Source organism: Spirosoma sp. KNUC1025 (assembly GCF_045160025.1).
Classification (GTDB): Bacteria; Bacteroidota; Bacteroidia; order Cytophagales; family Spirosomataceae; genus Spirosoma.
Map to the genome: position 1 here is coordinate 212,510 of NZ_CP087141.1, position 14,308 is coordinate 226,817.

Sequence of the window (14,308 nt, forward strand, 5' to 3'; positions counted from 1 at the left end):
CAAAGGCCTCAAAAAGCTATCTCACAAATCAACGGCCCTTTTTCAAGGTCGAAGATGAGTTCGTGCGACACGTTTACAAACGTACGACCAACATCAAACGGTTGTAAAAGATAGCGCCCCAGAGTAATAAATTGCTTTGAACGATAGCCCAAAGCGAGGTGGTGACATTGGATGTCACCACCTCGCTTTGGGCCTGGTAAAAATTGGATTATTTTTGGGTATGTTGTAAAAGTGGCTATTATGTGATGAGAATAATCCTAGAACTTGATCGATTCCGCTATCATGCGCCCTCTTAAAAAAGTTTTAACCTGTCGGCTTCTGCTGCTTAATTATTGTGATTTATCACAGATTACTCGGATTGCCGTTAAACGTTTCAAAGAAGGTAAGCAACGGACCTTTCACGAGCCATTAAAAATTCAGTTCATTGGTACAGATACTACAACTGTAGAGAGCGACATTTCAGGCTTCGTTTAACCAGATTCGATTAAAAGTCATCAGTATACGATAGTATTACGACAGAGTAAATAAAGGTTCGTTTTCGTAAACGTCTGAAAACCAGCGAAGACGATCATTGAATTTCCTTAGCGTAATTCGTGGTCTATCTGCTAAAAGAGCTCCCCCAATGAAGAAAAAGTCAGATTTGCCCCAGAAAATTTGCCTCGTTTGCCATAGGCCATTTACATGGCGCAAAAAATGGGAGAAAGTATGGGAAGAGGTTAAATACTGTTCTGATCGATGCCGTTCTCAAAAAAAGCCTCCTCTCTTATAAGTTTAGTTTTTAGTCTCATGGATCGATTCAAGGTTCTTCTTTGTAAACAACTGAAAATCAGAATGATTGGATGTAAAATTTCATGAGCGTAATGCTATGCGACAGCCGCGCTGTCCATTTCCTAAAAGAACCCCTATTATGAATCAGTAATGGGTTGACTTTTCTAGTCTCTACCGTACTTTGTAAGTGGTGGTGGGATCTTTAGACCACGTCATACTTCCATTATAAGGGCCACTGGTCACTCGACTTGAATCAACCTGATGCAGCGAAGAGATATAAATCGTCTTTGACTGCCCACTAGCATAGGTCCAGCAAATGCCTGGCTGTTTATTTTGACTCAGAGCCTACCCGGCCAGCGAGTTGGCTGAACAGATCAGTTCCCGTAAAGCAGGCAGATTGATTAAGTCCAGGCTTGCCATCGCATTCTTCATGCAGCGTAGTATTTTCAGTTTGTCATTGGCGGGTCCAAACACTAACTGCCTGATCTGAGCGGGTGGATAGTAGCCTTCCCCATAGGCCGGATTGGTTGAACAATCCAGATACTCCAACTGGGCATTGTGGCTTAGATCCAACAGGTCAATGGCAAAGCCTGAGCAGTTCAAGTACTTTACGTTGGCAAAGTGTTCGATGCCTTCCAGGCTGGTGATAATGAGCAACTTGCCTATACCGATTAGATTCATCGTGTCTGCCTGCTTTACGTCTCCATAGCGGATAACTCCGTTCTGAATTGTATCTGAATCGATGCCCAAAAAAATGAGGTATCTCTCGAAGGCCGCATCTGGAATCTGGATGGCCGTCTCATCAGAGATAGGAACTTCAGCCTGTTTACAACTAGTCAAATAGCCAATGAGTGCTAAAATAAAGAGTAGTTTTTTGATTCAGTGAAGGATACTACGCTTAATATAGGCTAGCTCCGAAGCTAGTTTCAGAGGTACTTTTTTATTTCTTTTTTCCGGTTGGCATCGTCGGCATTGGCGAAGATGTTATTCTCCATCCGGTTTGTGATCTCCTGATCCTTCAGAATTGTTTTCTCAATCAAGATCGCTTCGTATCGGCTGCGCAGTTCGTGTAGTTCGACTCTGTACTGAAACTGTGCATCGGCATCGATGGCCGCTAGTTTCGCTTTCTGTGTGTTACGTGTCTGGTCGATGTTCGCCAATACGCCAGTGCCAAGATTTATGGATGGAGCTAGTCGCGCTCGAGTGGTCAGGCTGGTTTCTCCTCCGGTGTTTACCTGGCTGATCGGGTAGGTCAGTCCCAGTCCGACGTTGGGCAGATAGTACCACCACTTGCGCTTGTTTGTCTGTACATATTCAGTTCTGGCAGCGTCCCGCTTCTGGGTGTGAAATGCTTTCAGGCTCTGTTCATATACATCCAGTGGCTGTAGGGTGATTTCTTGTGCTTTTCCTTGATTCAGGGCTATGCAGAGCAACAGTAGGCCAGCCAGGGCAATTCCAGAGCGGGGGGGGGCGGGGGGTGTACAAATTAGTCATTTTGCGTATACGTGAAATAGGGGTTTTGTGTACGGTCGCAAAAGAGGTTGATTCGTTGTATTATTCCGCGAAATCGGGTGCTTCGTCGGGCCTCGATTTGGTAGCCAGTCGGGAAAATGTTTCACGTTTTTAAGCTAATCAATCGGCTCAATTTTCAACTGATCAATCGTATGCGTTAAAGCAAATACGTTGATGGCATGTGGTTCATTTTTATCACCATTACGTATACCTGCTACGACTTGCAGGCTTTGGCTAATTTGCAGATACCAAATTGACCATTCGAGCAAGAAATGGTTTTGCTCTTCGTCTGGGCCGTAATAATCCTGCTCTTTTTCAAACGTAAGTTCATCGTCGATCCCGCTGGGTCCCATTGGTAACTCATCCTCATTTTCTTCCCACATGCTAAACACGGCCCTGAACAATTGTATGGCTTCCACTCTGTCTATGTCAAAAATTGTCTTCATCTTGTTTCAGTGCCTGGCTTCCGACTCGGCATCGGGTTGATTTGTTTAGTATTTTCCAGATTGACGGTTGTCTTGCTCATTTAACCAGTACACGCCCCAACAATCGCTTGACCTGCATGGGGTGAAACTGACACCCCTGCGCGGTTTTGAAACCGAACTGATTGAGTTTGTCGGCAATCTCGGTGTACGTCTTTTTGTTCCGGCGCAGCTCAACGGCCAGCCCCTCCGCCTTTCGGGTTTCCGGGTTATTGATCGCCTTGTGCCGGTTGGCCTGGGCTCCTTTGGCTTGTGCCTGCGGAGTCAGGTTTTCCGGCTTCCCCAGTCTAGCACCCTGGGCAATCTTGGCCTGCAAGGCGGCTTTGGTACGGGAGCTAATCAACTCCCGCTCGTGCTGGGCCAGCGTGGCAAAGATGCCGATGGTTAGCGTATTGGCATCGGGCATATCCACGCACTGAAAGTTGACACCCGAATCCCGTAGCGTGAAGATGAACGAAGCATTCCGACTCAGCCGGTCGAGTTTGGCAATGACCAGCGTAGCCTTCTCCCGGTTGGCCCGATCAATAGCTGCCGTCAGTTGAACCCGCTGATTGTTCTTCCCTGATTCAACTTCCGTGTACTCGGCAACGATAAGGCCCTTCACGAAACCAGCTACGGCCGCGCGCTGCCCTTCCAGGCCTAAGCCCGAATCACCCTGCGCCCGCGTAGACACCCGGTAATAGGCTACGTACTTCGTTACATTCGTATCGGCGAGTAGGGTATTCTGCCTCTTTGCCATTTTTCAGGGGTTTGTCGGGTTAACTGGTTTCAACCGTTGAACGCGTCGATTATATAAGTCCAGGGCCGCATCGGTTAGCACGTGGCTGCGTTTCAACTCTGCGAGTGCCGTTTGTTGCCGACTGCGGTTGCCTGATCCCCGAATCTCGAACCAGATTTCACCAGAAATCCAATCCAGGTCCTCCCCTTCCCGGGCGGCCTCATAAACTACGGCCTTGATGAGGTTAAGGGAGTACGCGAGGTTACTGGTAAAATCAATTAACGACAGGGCCGCTTCATACACCTGCGCATACGGGTGATTGGGATCAGTTGCAATGGCAGGCCCCGAGGCTTCACTTGTCCACCCTTCAATAATTTCGTTAAGCAATTCACGGGCCTGCTGCTTCGATAATACCTGTTTACTCATTTAAATCCTTTTTAACAGCTCTTGAACGTCCGTTTAACAGCTGTTAAATATACTAAATTGTTTCTAATATTCATTCAGCAGGTAGTCAGAATTGAACGATTAAGTTAGTTCACTTGAATAGCACACTTAGTTTCTCTGATTTATAAAGAATTCCTGCCGCGTCTGCTATTCGATCAAACTGCACAAGACTTATATAAATCGGAGACGCTCAGAAATTTTCCGGACATTATAATCAATGTAGTGCTTTCATGGCCAGTTGTGAGACTAATTGTAATGAGAGATTCCAGTGGCTACCATCAATTACGTTATGGCTCGAAAATCATTCTAGCAGTCATGCTGAGAAAGACGTGATTTCGAGCGATATGAAAACGTCCGTTTCTTGATACTTGCTGAAAGCAATTGCGGGCTTCCAGGAGCAACGACAACTCAGACTCCTCGACTCGTACTACCCGGCCATTTTCAACATGCCAATTAGTAAGATTAGCCAAGCATTTGATACAGCTTACCAAACCGGGAACATGTCCTTACTGTCGAACCGTGACAATATTGCTCCATTTTATTGGGTACCCCAACTTCTTTATAAAATGTCTGTTTGCGAGAACTTGCTTTATTACGACTAACAGATATCTATATCCCATATTGGTATAGGAAATTTATTAGCTCTTAAACTATAACCCTAAACAATCTACCTCTTATGCAAAATAACGAACAACCAACAGAAGGAGGCTTCAGAGCCGGAATTGAGACTGGTCCGGATGGAAAGCCATCTGGCAATATCATTTGTTACCCCAGCTTCAACCCCAATTGCATCGTTGTTACATTGCCAACCGACAACTTGAGCACTGGTTTTCTTAGCCTTCCCAGCCCTACTAAATTTCATGATGAAGTTCTAATAAAGGCGACCAAGGAGATGAACGATATCTTGGCAAAAGTAGCACAACAGACTAGTCAAGACTCGCGCAAAACCAGTCTTCATCTTTTTCTCGCTGACGAGGGTCCAATGCTAATTTGGGTTGACTCAATGGCTATGGAGACGAATGATATCCGCAAAGTCCCCGAAATGGCTCATTCCTGGTAAGATTGACGAGAATGTTGAGGAAAGTTCAGACTGTGCCCTGGCAGGCAATACATTTACAGTTGATGGTATTCTCAAATCGGTTGCGAGTTTAGAGCATTGTTACAAGCAATGCCCTAAACTCGCAACCAGTAACTATTTTAAATAGTTACTGATATAGTTGTTTAAGCAACCAATTATTATAAAACTATAGCATTAAATTTAGTACTAAATATAGCGTCTATTTCGACGTCTACATTAGTGTTAATCCGTACTTCTTCTGCTCCCGCTGAATCTTTTCCTGTACGGCTTCAATCACCCAGTCGTGAATCGAGATTGGAATCTTTCGGCTTCGGCTGCTTGGCCGTTTATTACGTAAGGTTTTTATCGCATCGATTTCAGACGCCTTAAAGTTGATCTTGATACCTTTGATATCGTCGGGATTGACCGCATCCCCTACTCTACCTGTAGGTTTACCGCCTTTATTGATAAACGCCTGAATCTTCTTTTCTGAAACGGAAGGCAGGTGTTTTTCAGCTTTAGGCTGGTCGTCCGGTAATTTGGAAATAGCCATAATTTACTGTTAAATTAAATACCAGTTTCAACGTTTTATTTTACACTAGTTTTAGCGCTAAAATTAGCGTCAATAACAACGCCAATAATACCCATTATTTTAGTGAATAGCTGGTCGATTTCGCCTACAGCCTTTTCATCAACCGGATTTCCTTCAATGACGCCAAGTCCGCTTGATGCTGTGTTGGCAAAACTTTTACGGCTAACGATGGCAGGCGCTATGTAATCAATAACGAAGCTCTCGCTGAGGAGTACGGCCAAGTCTTTGTTATCGGAACCTTTCGGATCGGCCCGGTTCAGAATGGAAAAGGCATGCAGTTCATCCGGTTTGAGCGACCGAACTTCTTTCACCAGGTTCTCAACATCCGCAATGGTCCACAGATCGAAGCTGCGTGGATTGAACGGTACGAGGTATACGTCCGACACAAAGAGGGCGGCCCGCTGGCTGGTGGTATCCCGTCCGCCCGTATCGATGACGATGTGGTCGAATTTCGGTTTGAATTTTGTGACCTGCTGACGGACGGCGTCCCCGGTCAGGACCGTTGCCGTATAACCGCTGGCTCCCCGGGTGATGTGCTCCCGCCATTTGGTGAACTTGGTCGCCGTTTCCTGTTCGTCGGCATCAACGAGTAATACGTCGAAACCTCGTTTGGAAAGCCAGACTGTGAGATTAGTCGCAATGGTACTTTTGCCGCTGCCGCCTTTGATACCGCCTACGGTGAAAATCATACGATTATCGTTGGTTTTAAGTAGTTATTTTCGTGTCAAATATAATGGTAAATTTGAAAGTAAAAATAATACTGATCAGACTACTGAAATTAATATCGATAATAATATCAATTTTAGCGCTAAAATTTTATTGTAAAACTCATATTGACAGTGATTTATACTTATAAAATCTTTACGTTACTGGAAAGTTTATTGGAAAATAATTGAATAGGGTAGGGGTAATAGTAGTTTAAACTATGCTGTTAGTTCTGCCGCTAAAGTGATAGGCTATACACGTCGACTGTACCAGTTGAAACAAAAGAAATATGCTAAGAAAATTCATTGGCTGAGTATCCTAAATGGGTATAAAGTAACCCGATTTTTATGATATACTTGCAACATACATAACAAAAGTCTATTATAGCGGTTTGTGCTTGTGAGCGGACCGATATGATTGACAAGAGCGACCGAATACACCCCCACGATATTGTCCAGGCGACGGTGAAAAACCGCTACGCCATTCCGCTTTTTTTGTCGCTCGTTCAGTGTGGGTTTACCAGTCCCGCCGAAAATTACGTCGAGCGTCGGCTCGATTTGAACGAGCTGTGTAACGTCGATTCGGAAGGCACGTATTTCGCCAGGGCGACCGGAGAGAGCCTGGTTGGGGATCGCATTTATCCTGGTGATATCCTCGTCGTTGGTTCGATGCGGGAACCCGTTGACGGAAGTATCGTTGTCGTCTGGCTAAATGGGGAATACTGTGCGAAGATCTACCTCGACAAATCGCCACTCGTTGTTTTGCTCTCTTCCAATGAACATTATCTACCTATATATGTACACCCAAAAACGGATGACTATCAATCCGGTGACGATTTTCAGGTAGTGGGCGTAGTTACCTATGTTGTCTTTAAACCCCCTCGTCACGATGTACGTACTCATCGACTGTAACAATTTCTACGTAAGCTGTGAACGGGCGTTTAATCATGGCCTGAATGGGAAACCGGTGGTGGTGCTCTCAAATAATGATGGCTGTGTGGTGGCCCGATCGAACGAAGCCAAGGCACTCGACATAAAAATGGGTGTACCTATTTTCCAGATCGAGGAGCTGGTTAAGCAGCATCAGATAGCGGTGTTCAGTAGTAACTATACGCTCTACGGCGATATGTCCGCACGAGTTATGGCTTCATTGAACCGATATGTTGAAGAGGTTGAGGTGTATTCAATCGATGAAGCGTTTCTAAATCTGGATGGCTACAAATCCGTTTATCCTGATTTAGCCGACTTCGCCCGAACGATACGCTCCAGTATCAAACAGTGGACACGTATACCCGTCAGCGTGGGTATTGCTCCAACAAAGACGCTGTGCAAAGTCGCCAATTACTACGCCAAGCGCAGGCCCGAACTTGGCGGGGTTTTCCTCGCAGATACGGATGAGATAATTAAGGAGTTACTGACTGATTTTGACGTAGCCGATTTATGGGGCATCGGCTGGCGCTATGCGGGCATGTTGAAACGTAACGGATTTCGAACAGCCTGGCAGTTACGCAGTGCACCTGACGACTGGTTACGGGATAATCTGACGGTAAACGGTCTGCGGCTGGCCTACGAACTACGCGGAATGCCCTGCAAGCTCTTGGAGCTGGAAGCTCAACCAAAGAAAACGATCTGCACCGCACCGAGTTTCGGCAAACTCATCCCGGATCAGCGTACCATAACCGAAGCTTTAACGACGCACGTAAGCCGGGCAGGGGAGAAGTTACGCCTGCAGAATTCTGCGGCTGGTACCTTAACGGTATTCCTGCATACGAATCGATTCAAACGTTCCCCGAATGGCGAACCCATCAAACAGTATTCAGCCAGTCGAACCGTGGAACTGCCTCATCCGACGAGCAATACAACTGAATTAGTGGGGTACGCCCAGGCTGCCCTGAAATCGGTGTTCAAGTTCGGTTACGAATTTCAGAAGGTGGGCGTCATTCTGTCGAACCTCGTTCCAGCTGATTTTCAGCAGCAGGCATTGTTTACGGCTGAACCGGATCGGCGGATGACAAAGCTGTCAAGAGTGATGGACAAACTCAATTATCGATACGGGCGAGACAAAGTGCGGCTAGCGGATGCGGGTTATGATCCCAGCTGGCACCACAAGCGCAGGTATCTGTCACCGTGCTATACGACGCAGTGGAAGGATATTTTACGGGTGAACTAATCACTAATTAGCCTTGTGTGTAGTGGCTGTTTATGATTTGCTCGTCGATTCAGCTTTTAATAGCTTCCCAATGTATATAAACGCTTAGAACCAGAAACCGTTCTTAAAGGCCAATTGCCAGCAATTATGTTAGCTTAGATACGCTTGTCTTACTAGGTTATCGAATGTTGCTGATTGAGTTTTTTACCGTATCGTGTTTCGTTTTCAGGATCGCGCTGATGGCTGCATAAGACCGGTTTTCTTGCTGCATCTGCGATTGGAGCTGTATGTACTGTAAGTTAAAAGACATCTGCGTTTCCTGCATTTGCCTGGTTGCCTCCACCAACTGGTCCTGACCACCACCTCCGGCTGCGCCAATACGCTCAGTGGTGGAGTCGATCTGTTTTAGGAGCTGGTTGTGCTTCTTTTGGTATGTCTTCATTAGCATCTTGAGTTGCTTTTGAATCCGCACAGCCTGCCGACGGTTTTCATCGAGCAATGCCGTAGTCTGGTTAAGTTGCTGAATGGTTTTTGTGAGGTTTGCTTTAATCCGATCATTCGATTTGGGTAATAAGTCAGTAGACGGAGTAGCCATAGTAAACGAAGGTTGGATGGACCGATTGTGGTTTAGCCTTGTAGGGGGTATTTCTTGTATAAGGTGATCTCGCTCAAAATCTTTAGCATTTACTTACCAGCCGCACGTCAGGGTGAGCGATTTTTATCAATTCGGTACAAGTTTGTTGGACCAGGGCCTTATACGAATTCAGTCCGTTAGTAGAGGTAATCAGTAGGTAAAGGCCAGTAACCAGTACGCATATATTGCTATCGGTTAATTAGATACACCGACTGAATCGTCGTCTTGTCTACGAATGCCTCCATGGATTGTTGACTGTTTGCCGGCACTTTCGATAAAAGATCCAGTCCGGTTTTAGCTTCAATCTCATCCACACTCACCCGAAAGCTGTTTCATTTAGCGGTTCCGGTCGCATTCATGTTGGGCATCCACACCGCCAGAACCCGCGTCTGCGCGCTGATCCGGCTCAGGTCGTTCGCACCGACAGGTAGTACCACAACCACTTTCCAGAGCGCAGCCGGTACCGTCAGTTTGCCATCCGCCAGTGAACTAGCCGCTCTTTTATCGCCTTCACCCCCTTCACCCATGTTCCAGCGATGATGTACAGCTCATTGTCCTGCCTCACCAGGCTCCGGCAGTACTCCTCCAGCAGCCGCCAGCTTTGCTGGTTGAACGTAGGCGCTTGCGGCACGATGTTCGACAGGATAAAGGTCGTCCGATTCTCTTCTGCCGTGTTGTCCCGATCATCCGAGGGGCAGAGGTGGCCCCGACGGTTGGCCGCTGCCATCAAAGCCTGTATTGGTGTAGTCGGCATGGCGCGCTACGTACCAGCCAGTCAGTAGCTGGGTTTCGGGAATAAAGCTACCCGTGTAGCGACTCGCGGAGCCTTTCCAGGCTGCTGACAGGTGCCACTGGGCCGCCACAGCGGCTGCACCAGTTAGCAATACCGGTGGAGTTGTTGTAGGACAGGCTATACGTTGACCTGGTAACTAGAAAGTTGTTGGGGCTAAAGGGGGAAGGCTCCGCCCCGCTGGGATTGCCCAGAGCCAGATTATCATCGCGAGTAGGGGAGGGCGCGTCGGGTATTGGAGTAGCCGCTTGTTTACAATGAATCAACGTACCCAGCAGCAGGCTGTAAGCCATCAGCCGAAGAGAAACCCGTTTCATGTGTATGGTTAAAAAGAGGAAGGGGCTTATGCCCGAAGCAAAGGTAAGCCAGGAACGCTACGGCTTGCTTTAACCAGCTAGCCACTCCCACGGGGTCGTTAAACGAGTGACTCGTAATTTGTCAGGCATGGCCGGGTTGTCTAGCCCATAGCCGTCAGGTTAAGCCATTTGGGTAATAATTTCATAAGGGAGTGGCCGCGTGGTCACTCCCTTATGTTTTCGTTTATGCTTGCGGGCGTTATGGTTGGCAAAAGCCATAAACGCGCTGATCCACCTTTGCCAACCTACTATACCTCGACCCAATTGAGCAGCTAACTCATAGGCTTGATCCCGTAGCCATCGCCATAAGTACCAGTTACTGAGTTCTTTTTGATGATCTTGCCAATACTGAGTTTTCAAGCTACTCACTAAAGGGGAACCCAGTAAAACCAACGATAGGTTTGCCAGTAACTGAGCTTGAAACCAATACAGGTTTGAACTTACTACCTGATGCAGACCCAGCAACGACTTCCAGGCTTTAAAAATAAGCTCAACCTGCCAGCGTAACCGATAAAATTCCCGAACCTGAGTGGCCCCTAACAGCTCACCAGGTACATTGATAATCAACACCTCATACTGGCATAACAATCGCTGATCGTCAGAGACGGTAACCCATTCTCGATGGGCTTGTTTATGAAGCCGTCGTCGTTTCTGTTCAACCAGAGCATTGGGAAGCCCTTTAAGATAATTCGTTGAGGGCCTGCCTCTTGGCGTAACTGAGCATAGATACCTAGATGAGCCCAAAACTCAAAATATTCATCCTGAGATACCTGTTTAGCTATAGAGGCTAAAGTGACCGGTTGTCCATCCACAAATAACCGAGTCTTGCTCCGCTAACGCCTAATATAATAAGCCCCTTGGGCCTAAACCTGTTGATAAAAGCCATATGTAAAAAAGCCCAGATCCTGTAAAATCAAATCTCCCGCTTCGACCTGCTGAGTCCGATTGAAGCGCGTATCAGCATGGGTTCCATGACTATCTTGCAAGTCGATCACCATACCTGCTTTGAGATCATACTCATAATAGATCTTCAAAGCGGATGGTGAGCTACTGCCGCCATAACCTTTATAGGTGTTCTGATGACAAGCCGGTAATTCGAAACTAGTTGAATCTCCGATGATAATGCGTTTAAAAGGGCCTCCCAGTTGAGCCGAATTGTAGCCAAGTTGCTGCTCCAGGAGTTGCGTAATGACTTTGCGCAGGAAGGCGATACAAGTGGGCGTCCATCGTTCCTGTAGCGACTGCTTTTTGAGATAAATCTGAGCTTGAGCGGCCAACAGGCCACATTCCTGCCCTAAGCTGAAGTGGTAAAGGTTGGCTGATTCACTCAACAACATTTTCAGCCACCCTACTGCTGAGAGCTTACGGGCACGAACAATAAATCCGGTTTTGCGGGCCCAATCATCAAGTTGGTCGGTCGAGAAGAACTGGCTAAGCTGTCGGGCATAGTCCGTCGCTAATTTGGAGGAGGCTTGGGCGTTCATATGAGCCAAACAAAAATAAGCTCCAGCAAGCTCTTGCTGGAGCTTATTTAGAAGATTAAAACCTTAACCTGACGGCTATGCGGTAGCCAACCGGGCTTTTCTTTTACCCCTACTTTTTAACAACTAAGCCATGGACGAGCGCCCGATCATTTTTATGGACGCAGATGAGGATGATCATGACATGTATAAACAGGCACTTACTGAGTTGGCTTTGTCTCATCCAGTGGTCGTGTTCGCCAATGGCCAGATCGCCCTGGATTACTTAACGACAAGTCCTGACGTCTCCTTTTTGATTATTTCCGAAATCAGTATACCGGGTATGAGTGGACTCGAATTGCGCCAGCAGATCGATCAGAATCCAACCCTGCGCAAAAAGTGTATTCCCTTTATTTTCATGACCAGTCCGGTGGTCGATTATTTAGTGGAAGAAGCCTACGAGTTGACCATTCAAGGTTTATTTGAGAAAAAAGAAACCTTCAGTGCCTGGAAAAGTCAGTTAGCCGCCATCATTGCGTACTGGACCGAATGTCATCACCCCAAACGCTTTAATCGGTAAGATCTATACGGAAAACAGCCAGCCGTTTTGTGAATAACAGGGAAGAGAATTAGAAGTTGGCCACCTAAACAGGCATATAGTGCCTTCACTTTATGAGCGCTCCAATAGCGGTTTCCCGTATCAGTAAATCAACCACATCCTCCAGCTTACCGGCTCGTTGATAGGCCGCTCGTTGACGAGCTGAACCGGTACCTTTCTGGATAACCTGATTGGCAAGACCCGACACTTCATCCCAGTCGTCATAAACTTCCAGAGAGGAGCGAACATAGGCCAGAAACTGCTGAATCACACTGGGCGCGGCAACCGCCCGACTTGCCAGGGGATCGATTAGGGTTTGAGTTAGTCCGAAACGAGCCGCCTGCCATTTAGCTGCCTGTACGATTTCGGGCCGGATTGCTGGTAATGGCCCATTCGTTTCAGCCTCCAGGGCGCAAGTTCTGACTAAGGCCCGAACCAGACCTGCCACTAAAACAGCCTCGTCGATGGTCAGACACACATCGGTCACGCGAAACTCCAGGGTATCAAAATGAGATGAAGGCCGCACATCCCAGTAAATTTTGGAGGCATCGTCAATGCTGCCCATGGCCGTTAGGTCCTGGATCAAGTGGTCATAATCAGCTCGTGAATCAAAGAGTTGAGGGATACCTGCTGTCGGCCAGCGGCCCCAAATTTCCGTTCGAAAGCTGGCATAGCCCGTGTCGCTTCCCAGCCAATAGGGCGAGTTACTGGCCAAGGCCAGCAAAGCCCCTAGCCAGGGGCGGGCCCGGTTCATGACTTGAATGGCCAGTTCCTGATCGGGTATGCCCACGTGGATATGACATCCAAAAATGAGTTGTTCCCGGGTGAGTTGCTGAAAGTCGGTTTCTAGACCCCGATAGCGTTCGGTTGGGGTTAAGTGTTGATCCTGCCAGTGCGAAAACGGATGGGTACCGGCGGCTACGAGCCGAGTGTCGGATTTTTGGGCCGCTGCGATAACCTGGCCACGTAACACCTGAAGTTCAAGCCGAACCTGCTGCAAGGTTTGGCAAATAGAGGTACCGATTTCAATCTGCGACAGATACATCTCCTGAGTTACCTGATCGCCCAGGGTTGGCTGGGCTTTGGCCAGAACGGCTTTTGCCCGGGAACGTAGTTGGCGGGTCTGGGGGTGAATGATCTGGTACTCCTCTTCCACGCCAATGGTGAAAGTTTCCGGGGAGAAGGACATAGGGGCCTTAATTTAGGGACGGGTGCTTGATAAGCTGTGGTTCAAAAGTAGTAAGGTAGCTAATTCAGTCCTATTGATTCCAGCGGTGATTAGTGAGGGACAACTTGTACTAAACATAAACAGGCAATAAAAATTTGCAATAAATCTCCTTTCCAAATGGGACGTTTATCCGAACGCAATTAGGACAAAAGGGTGCTTGGTAAAGAAGAAGTCATTGTTTAAAATTAATGACTAAACATCTTCTTTAACGAATTCGGTAGGTGTGGCAAGGCAACTAGTTGTGCCAGCAAGTCAGCATCCGCCTGGCGATTCAATACAATTTGGGACACCTTTTGAATAGTTATTTCCGTGTTAGCCCCTTCGATCAAGTTAATCATATCATTTGCCTGCACGACGCCGGGTTCAACTACGCGAAAATAAATGCCGGATCGTCCCGCTCGAGCAAAGTGGTGAGTCATGCCGGGATCATCAAACCGAACGTTAAGCTTATAACAGGGAAACCGGGGTTGTACCGCCCGGAGTAGAGCCGACCCAACTCGAAACAGATCGCCAATGCGTACTTCCGATTCCAGCAAACCTTCTGTTGTCAGGTTCTCCCCGAATAAGCCAGGTGCCCAGTCAGTGCGTTCGATTCGCTGCTGCCAGTAAGCATAATGCACGTTATCATAGGCATACACCGCCTTATCCGGCCCGCCGTGCACCGTAAGGTCAGCCTGCCCATCACCAACGAAGTTGAGCCGGTTCAGTGACACAGCCTCTTGAATAGGTTGCTTGAAAATACCCGTAGTAATTGTGCGCCCTGCCCATTGAACTGATCGAGGCAGGCCTACATTGACCGAACGAACGTGCATGATC

Annotated in this window: 20 protein-coding genes; 5 read left to right on the plus strand and 15 right to left on the minus strand. The window is 47.4% G+C overall.

Annotated features, from left to right (window positions below; translation table 11 throughout):
- The first annotated feature begins 622 nt into the window (after positions 1 to 622).
- The gene (locus LN737_RS32835; RefSeq protein ID WP_231780179.1) at positions 623 to 769 is read left to right on the plus strand and encodes a DUF2256 domain-containing protein; all 147 of its coding nucleotides are present in this window, start codon (positions 623 to 625) and stop codon (positions 767 to 769) included.
- Between the two features lie 344 nt (positions 770 to 1,113).
- On the opposite strand, the gene LN737_RS32840 is transcribed toward LN737_RS32835, so the two are convergent.
- From LN737_RS32840 to LN737_RS32860, 5 genes are all read right to left on the minus strand, one after another.
- The gene (locus tag LN737_RS32840; protein ID WP_231780180.1) at positions 1,114 to 1,608 is read right to left on the minus strand and encodes a hypothetical protein; all 495 of its coding nucleotides are present in this window, start codon (positions 1,606 to 1,608) and stop codon (positions 1,114 to 1,116) included.
- A gap of 86 nt (positions 1,609 to 1,694) precedes the next feature.
- The gene (locus tag LN737_RS32845) at positions 1,695 to 2,201 is read right to left on the minus strand and encodes a hypothetical protein (RefSeq protein ID WP_231780181.1); all 507 of its coding nucleotides are present in this window, start codon (positions 2,199 to 2,201) and stop codon (positions 1,695 to 1,697) included.
- 195 nt (positions 2,202 to 2,396) lie between these two features.
- Entirely contained in the window at positions 2,397 to 2,726 is a 330-nt protein-coding gene (locus LN737_RS32850) for a hypothetical protein (RefSeq protein WP_231780182.1), read from the minus strand.
- A 76-nt stretch (positions 2,727 to 2,802) separates the two neighbouring features.
- The gene (locus tag LN737_RS32855; protein ID WP_231780183.1) at positions 2,803 to 3,501 is read right to left on the minus strand and encodes a recombinase family protein; all 699 of its coding nucleotides are present in this window, start codon (positions 3,499 to 3,501) and stop codon (positions 2,803 to 2,805) included.
- A 3-nt stretch (positions 3,502 to 3,504) separates the two neighbouring features.
- Positions 3,505 to 3,906, minus strand: a complete 402-nt coding sequence (locus tag LN737_RS32860; RefSeq protein ID WP_231780184.1) for a hypothetical protein — start codon at positions 3,904 to 3,906, stop codon at positions 3,505 to 3,507.
- A 694-nt stretch (positions 3,907 to 4,600) separates the two neighbouring features.
- Here LN737_RS32860 and LN737_RS32865 point away from each other — a divergent pair.
- Positions 4,601 to 4,984: a hypothetical protein gene (locus LN737_RS32865; protein ID WP_405520750.1), complete on the plus strand. Its 384-nt coding sequence runs from the start codon at positions 4,601 to 4,603 to the stop codon at positions 4,982 to 4,984.
- 229 nt (positions 4,985 to 5,213) lie between these two features.
- Here LN737_RS32865 and LN737_RS32870 read toward each other — a convergent pair whose 3' ends face one another.
- Both LN737_RS32870 and LN737_RS32875 read right to left on the minus strand, forming a co-directional pair.
- Positions 5,214 to 5,534 (minus strand): hypothetical protein, encoded by a 321-nt coding sequence (locus tag LN737_RS32870; RefSeq protein WP_231780185.1) that lies wholly within the window; start codon positions 5,532 to 5,534, stop codon positions 5,214 to 5,216.
- Positions 5,535 to 5,569: 35 nt separating this feature from the next.
- Positions 5,570 to 6,262 carry an AAA family ATPase gene (locus LN737_RS32875; RefSeq protein WP_231780186.1) on the minus strand — a complete coding sequence of 231 codons (693 nt, stop codon included), beginning with the start codon at positions 6,260 to 6,262 and terminating at the stop codon, positions 5,570 to 5,572.
- A 429-nt stretch (positions 6,263 to 6,691) separates the two neighbouring features.
- On the opposite strand from LN737_RS32875, the gene LN737_RS32880 reads away from it, so the two are divergent.
- Entirely contained in the window at positions 6,692 to 7,189 is a 498-nt protein-coding gene (locus LN737_RS32880; protein WP_231780187.1) for a S24 family peptidase, read from the plus strand.
- Positions 7,167 to 8,447: a Y-family DNA polymerase gene (locus LN737_RS32885; RefSeq protein WP_231780456.1), complete on the plus strand. Its 1,281-nt coding sequence runs from the start codon at positions 7,167 to 7,169 to the stop codon at positions 8,445 to 8,447. The genes LN737_RS32880 and LN737_RS32885 overlap by 23 nt, the downstream gene beginning before the upstream one ends.
- A 157-nt stretch (positions 8,448 to 8,604) precedes the next feature.
- On the opposite strand, the gene LN737_RS32890 is transcribed toward LN737_RS32885, so the two are convergent.
- The 6 genes from LN737_RS32890 to LN737_RS32915 form a co-directional block, all read right to left on the minus strand.
- A complete protein-coding gene (locus LN737_RS32890) occupies positions 8,605 to 9,021 on the minus strand; it encodes a hypothetical protein (protein ID WP_231780188.1) in 417 nt (138 codons plus the stop codon).
- A 371-nt stretch (positions 9,022 to 9,392) separates the two neighbouring features.
- Complete coding sequence (locus LN737_RS32895; protein WP_231780189.1) at positions 9,393 to 9,587, minus strand: hypothetical protein; 195 nt, start codon at positions 9,585 to 9,587, stop codon at positions 9,393 to 9,395.
- Complete coding sequence (locus LN737_RS32900) at positions 9,527 to 9,814, minus strand: DNA/RNA non-specific endonuclease (RefSeq protein ID WP_231780190.1); 288 nt, start codon at positions 9,812 to 9,814, stop codon at positions 9,527 to 9,529. Before LN737_RS32900 ends, LN737_RS32895 begins: the two co-directional genes overlap by 61 nt.
- A gap of 47 nt (positions 9,815 to 9,861) precedes the next feature.
- Positions 9,862 to 10,167: a hypothetical protein gene (locus LN737_RS32905; RefSeq protein ID WP_231780191.1), complete on the minus strand. Its 306-nt coding sequence runs from the start codon at positions 10,165 to 10,167 to the stop codon at positions 9,862 to 9,864.
- 159 nt (positions 10,168 to 10,326) lie between these two features.
- Positions 10,327 to 10,950 (minus strand): transposase, encoded by a 624-nt coding sequence (locus LN737_RS32910; protein ID WP_231780192.1) that lies wholly within the window; start codon positions 10,948 to 10,950, stop codon positions 10,327 to 10,329.
- Positions 10,951 to 11,069: 119 nt separating this feature from the next.
- Positions 11,070 to 11,690 (minus strand): hypothetical protein, encoded by a 621-nt coding sequence (locus tag LN737_RS32915; protein WP_231780193.1) that lies wholly within the window; start codon positions 11,688 to 11,690, stop codon positions 11,070 to 11,072.
- Positions 11,691 to 11,820: 130 nt separating this feature from the next.
- Between LN737_RS32915 and LN737_RS32920 the strand changes: the two genes are divergently transcribed.
- Positions 11,821 to 12,246, plus strand: coding sequence for a response regulator (locus tag LN737_RS32920; RefSeq protein ID WP_231780194.1), 426 nt, complete (start codon positions 11,821 to 11,823; stop codon positions 12,244 to 12,246).
- Positions 12,247 to 12,331: 85 nt separating this feature from the next.
- Here LN737_RS32920 and LN737_RS32925 read toward each other — a convergent pair whose 3' ends face one another.
- Together LN737_RS32925 and LN737_RS32930 are read right to left on the minus strand one after the other, a co-directional pair.
- Complete coding sequence (locus LN737_RS32925; RefSeq protein ID WP_231780195.1) at positions 12,332 to 13,453, minus strand: carboxylate-amine ligase; 1,122 nt, start codon at positions 13,451 to 13,453, stop codon at positions 12,332 to 12,334.
- Between the two features lie 224 nt (positions 13,454 to 13,677).
- The gene (locus tag LN737_RS32930; protein ID WP_231780196.1) at positions 13,678 to 14,304 is read right to left on the minus strand and encodes an MOSC domain-containing protein; all 627 of its coding nucleotides are present in this window, start codon (positions 14,302 to 14,304) and stop codon (positions 13,678 to 13,680) included.
- Between the last annotated feature and the right edge of the window lie 4 nt (positions 14,305 to 14,308).

Excerpts from the sequence above, each read along its gene's own strand:
- LN737_RS32895 (WP_231780189.1), bottom strand. The coding sequence starts at position 9,587 with ATGGGTGAAGGGGGTGAAGGCGATAAAAGAGCGGCTAGTTCACTGGCG.
- LN737_RS32860 (WP_231780184.1), bottom strand. The coding sequence starts at position 3,906 with ATGAGTAAACAGGTATTATCGAAGCAGCAGGCCCGTGAATTGCTTAAC.
- LN737_RS32855 (WP_231780183.1), bottom strand. The coding sequence starts at position 3,501 with ATGGCAAAGAGGCAGAATACCCTACTCGCCGATACGAATGTAACGAAG.
- LN737_RS32835 (WP_231780179.1), top strand. The coding sequence starts at position 623 with ATGAAGAAAAAGTCAGATTTGCCCCAGAAAATTTGCCTCGTTTGCCAT.
- LN737_RS32930 (WP_231780196.1), bottom strand. The coding sequence starts at position 14,304 with ATGCACGTTCGTTCGGTCAATGTAGGCCTGCCTCGATCAGTTCAATGG.
- LN737_RS32915 (WP_231780193.1), bottom strand. The coding sequence starts at position 11,690 with ATGAACGCCCAAGCCTCCTCCAAATTAGCGACGGACTATGCCCGACAG.
- LN737_RS32870 (WP_231780185.1), bottom strand. The coding sequence starts at position 5,534 with ATGGCTATTTCCAAATTACCGGACGACCAGCCTAAAGCTGAAAAACAC.
- LN737_RS32865 (WP_405520750.1), top strand. The coding sequence starts at position 4,601 with ATGCAAAATAACGAACAACCAACAGAAGGAGGCTTCAGAGCCGGAATT.
- LN737_RS32890 (WP_231780188.1), bottom strand. The coding sequence starts at position 9,021 with ATGGCTACTCCGTCTACTGACTTATTACCCAAATCGAATGATCGGATT.
- LN737_RS32885 (WP_231780456.1), top strand. The coding sequence starts at position 7,167 with ATGTACGTACTCATCGACTGTAACAATTTCTACGTAAGCTGTGAACGG.
- LN737_RS32925 (WP_231780195.1), bottom strand. The coding sequence starts at position 13,453 with ATGTCCTTCTCCCCGGAAACTTTCACCATTGGCGTGGAAGAGGAGTAC.
- LN737_RS32905 (WP_231780191.1), bottom strand. The coding sequence starts at position 10,167 with ATGAAACGGGTTTCTCTTCGGCTGATGGCTTACAGCCTGCTGCTGGGT.
- LN737_RS32880 (WP_231780187.1), top strand. The coding sequence starts at position 6,692 with ATGATTGACAAGAGCGACCGAATACACCCCCACGATATTGTCCAGGCG.
- LN737_RS32900 (WP_231780190.1), bottom strand. The coding sequence starts at position 9,814 with ATGCCGACTACACCAATACAGGCTTTGATGGCAGCGGCCAACCGTCGG.
- LN737_RS32875 (WP_231780186.1), bottom strand. The coding sequence starts at position 6,262 with ATGATTTTCACCGTAGGCGGTATCAAAGGCGGCAGCGGCAAAAGTACC.
- LN737_RS32920 (WP_231780194.1), top strand. The coding sequence starts at position 11,821 with ATGGACGAGCGCCCGATCATTTTTATGGACGCAGATGAGGATGATCAT.
- LN737_RS32850 (WP_231780182.1), bottom strand. The coding sequence starts at position 2,726 with ATGAAGACAATTTTTGACATAGACAGAGTGGAAGCCATACAATTGTTC.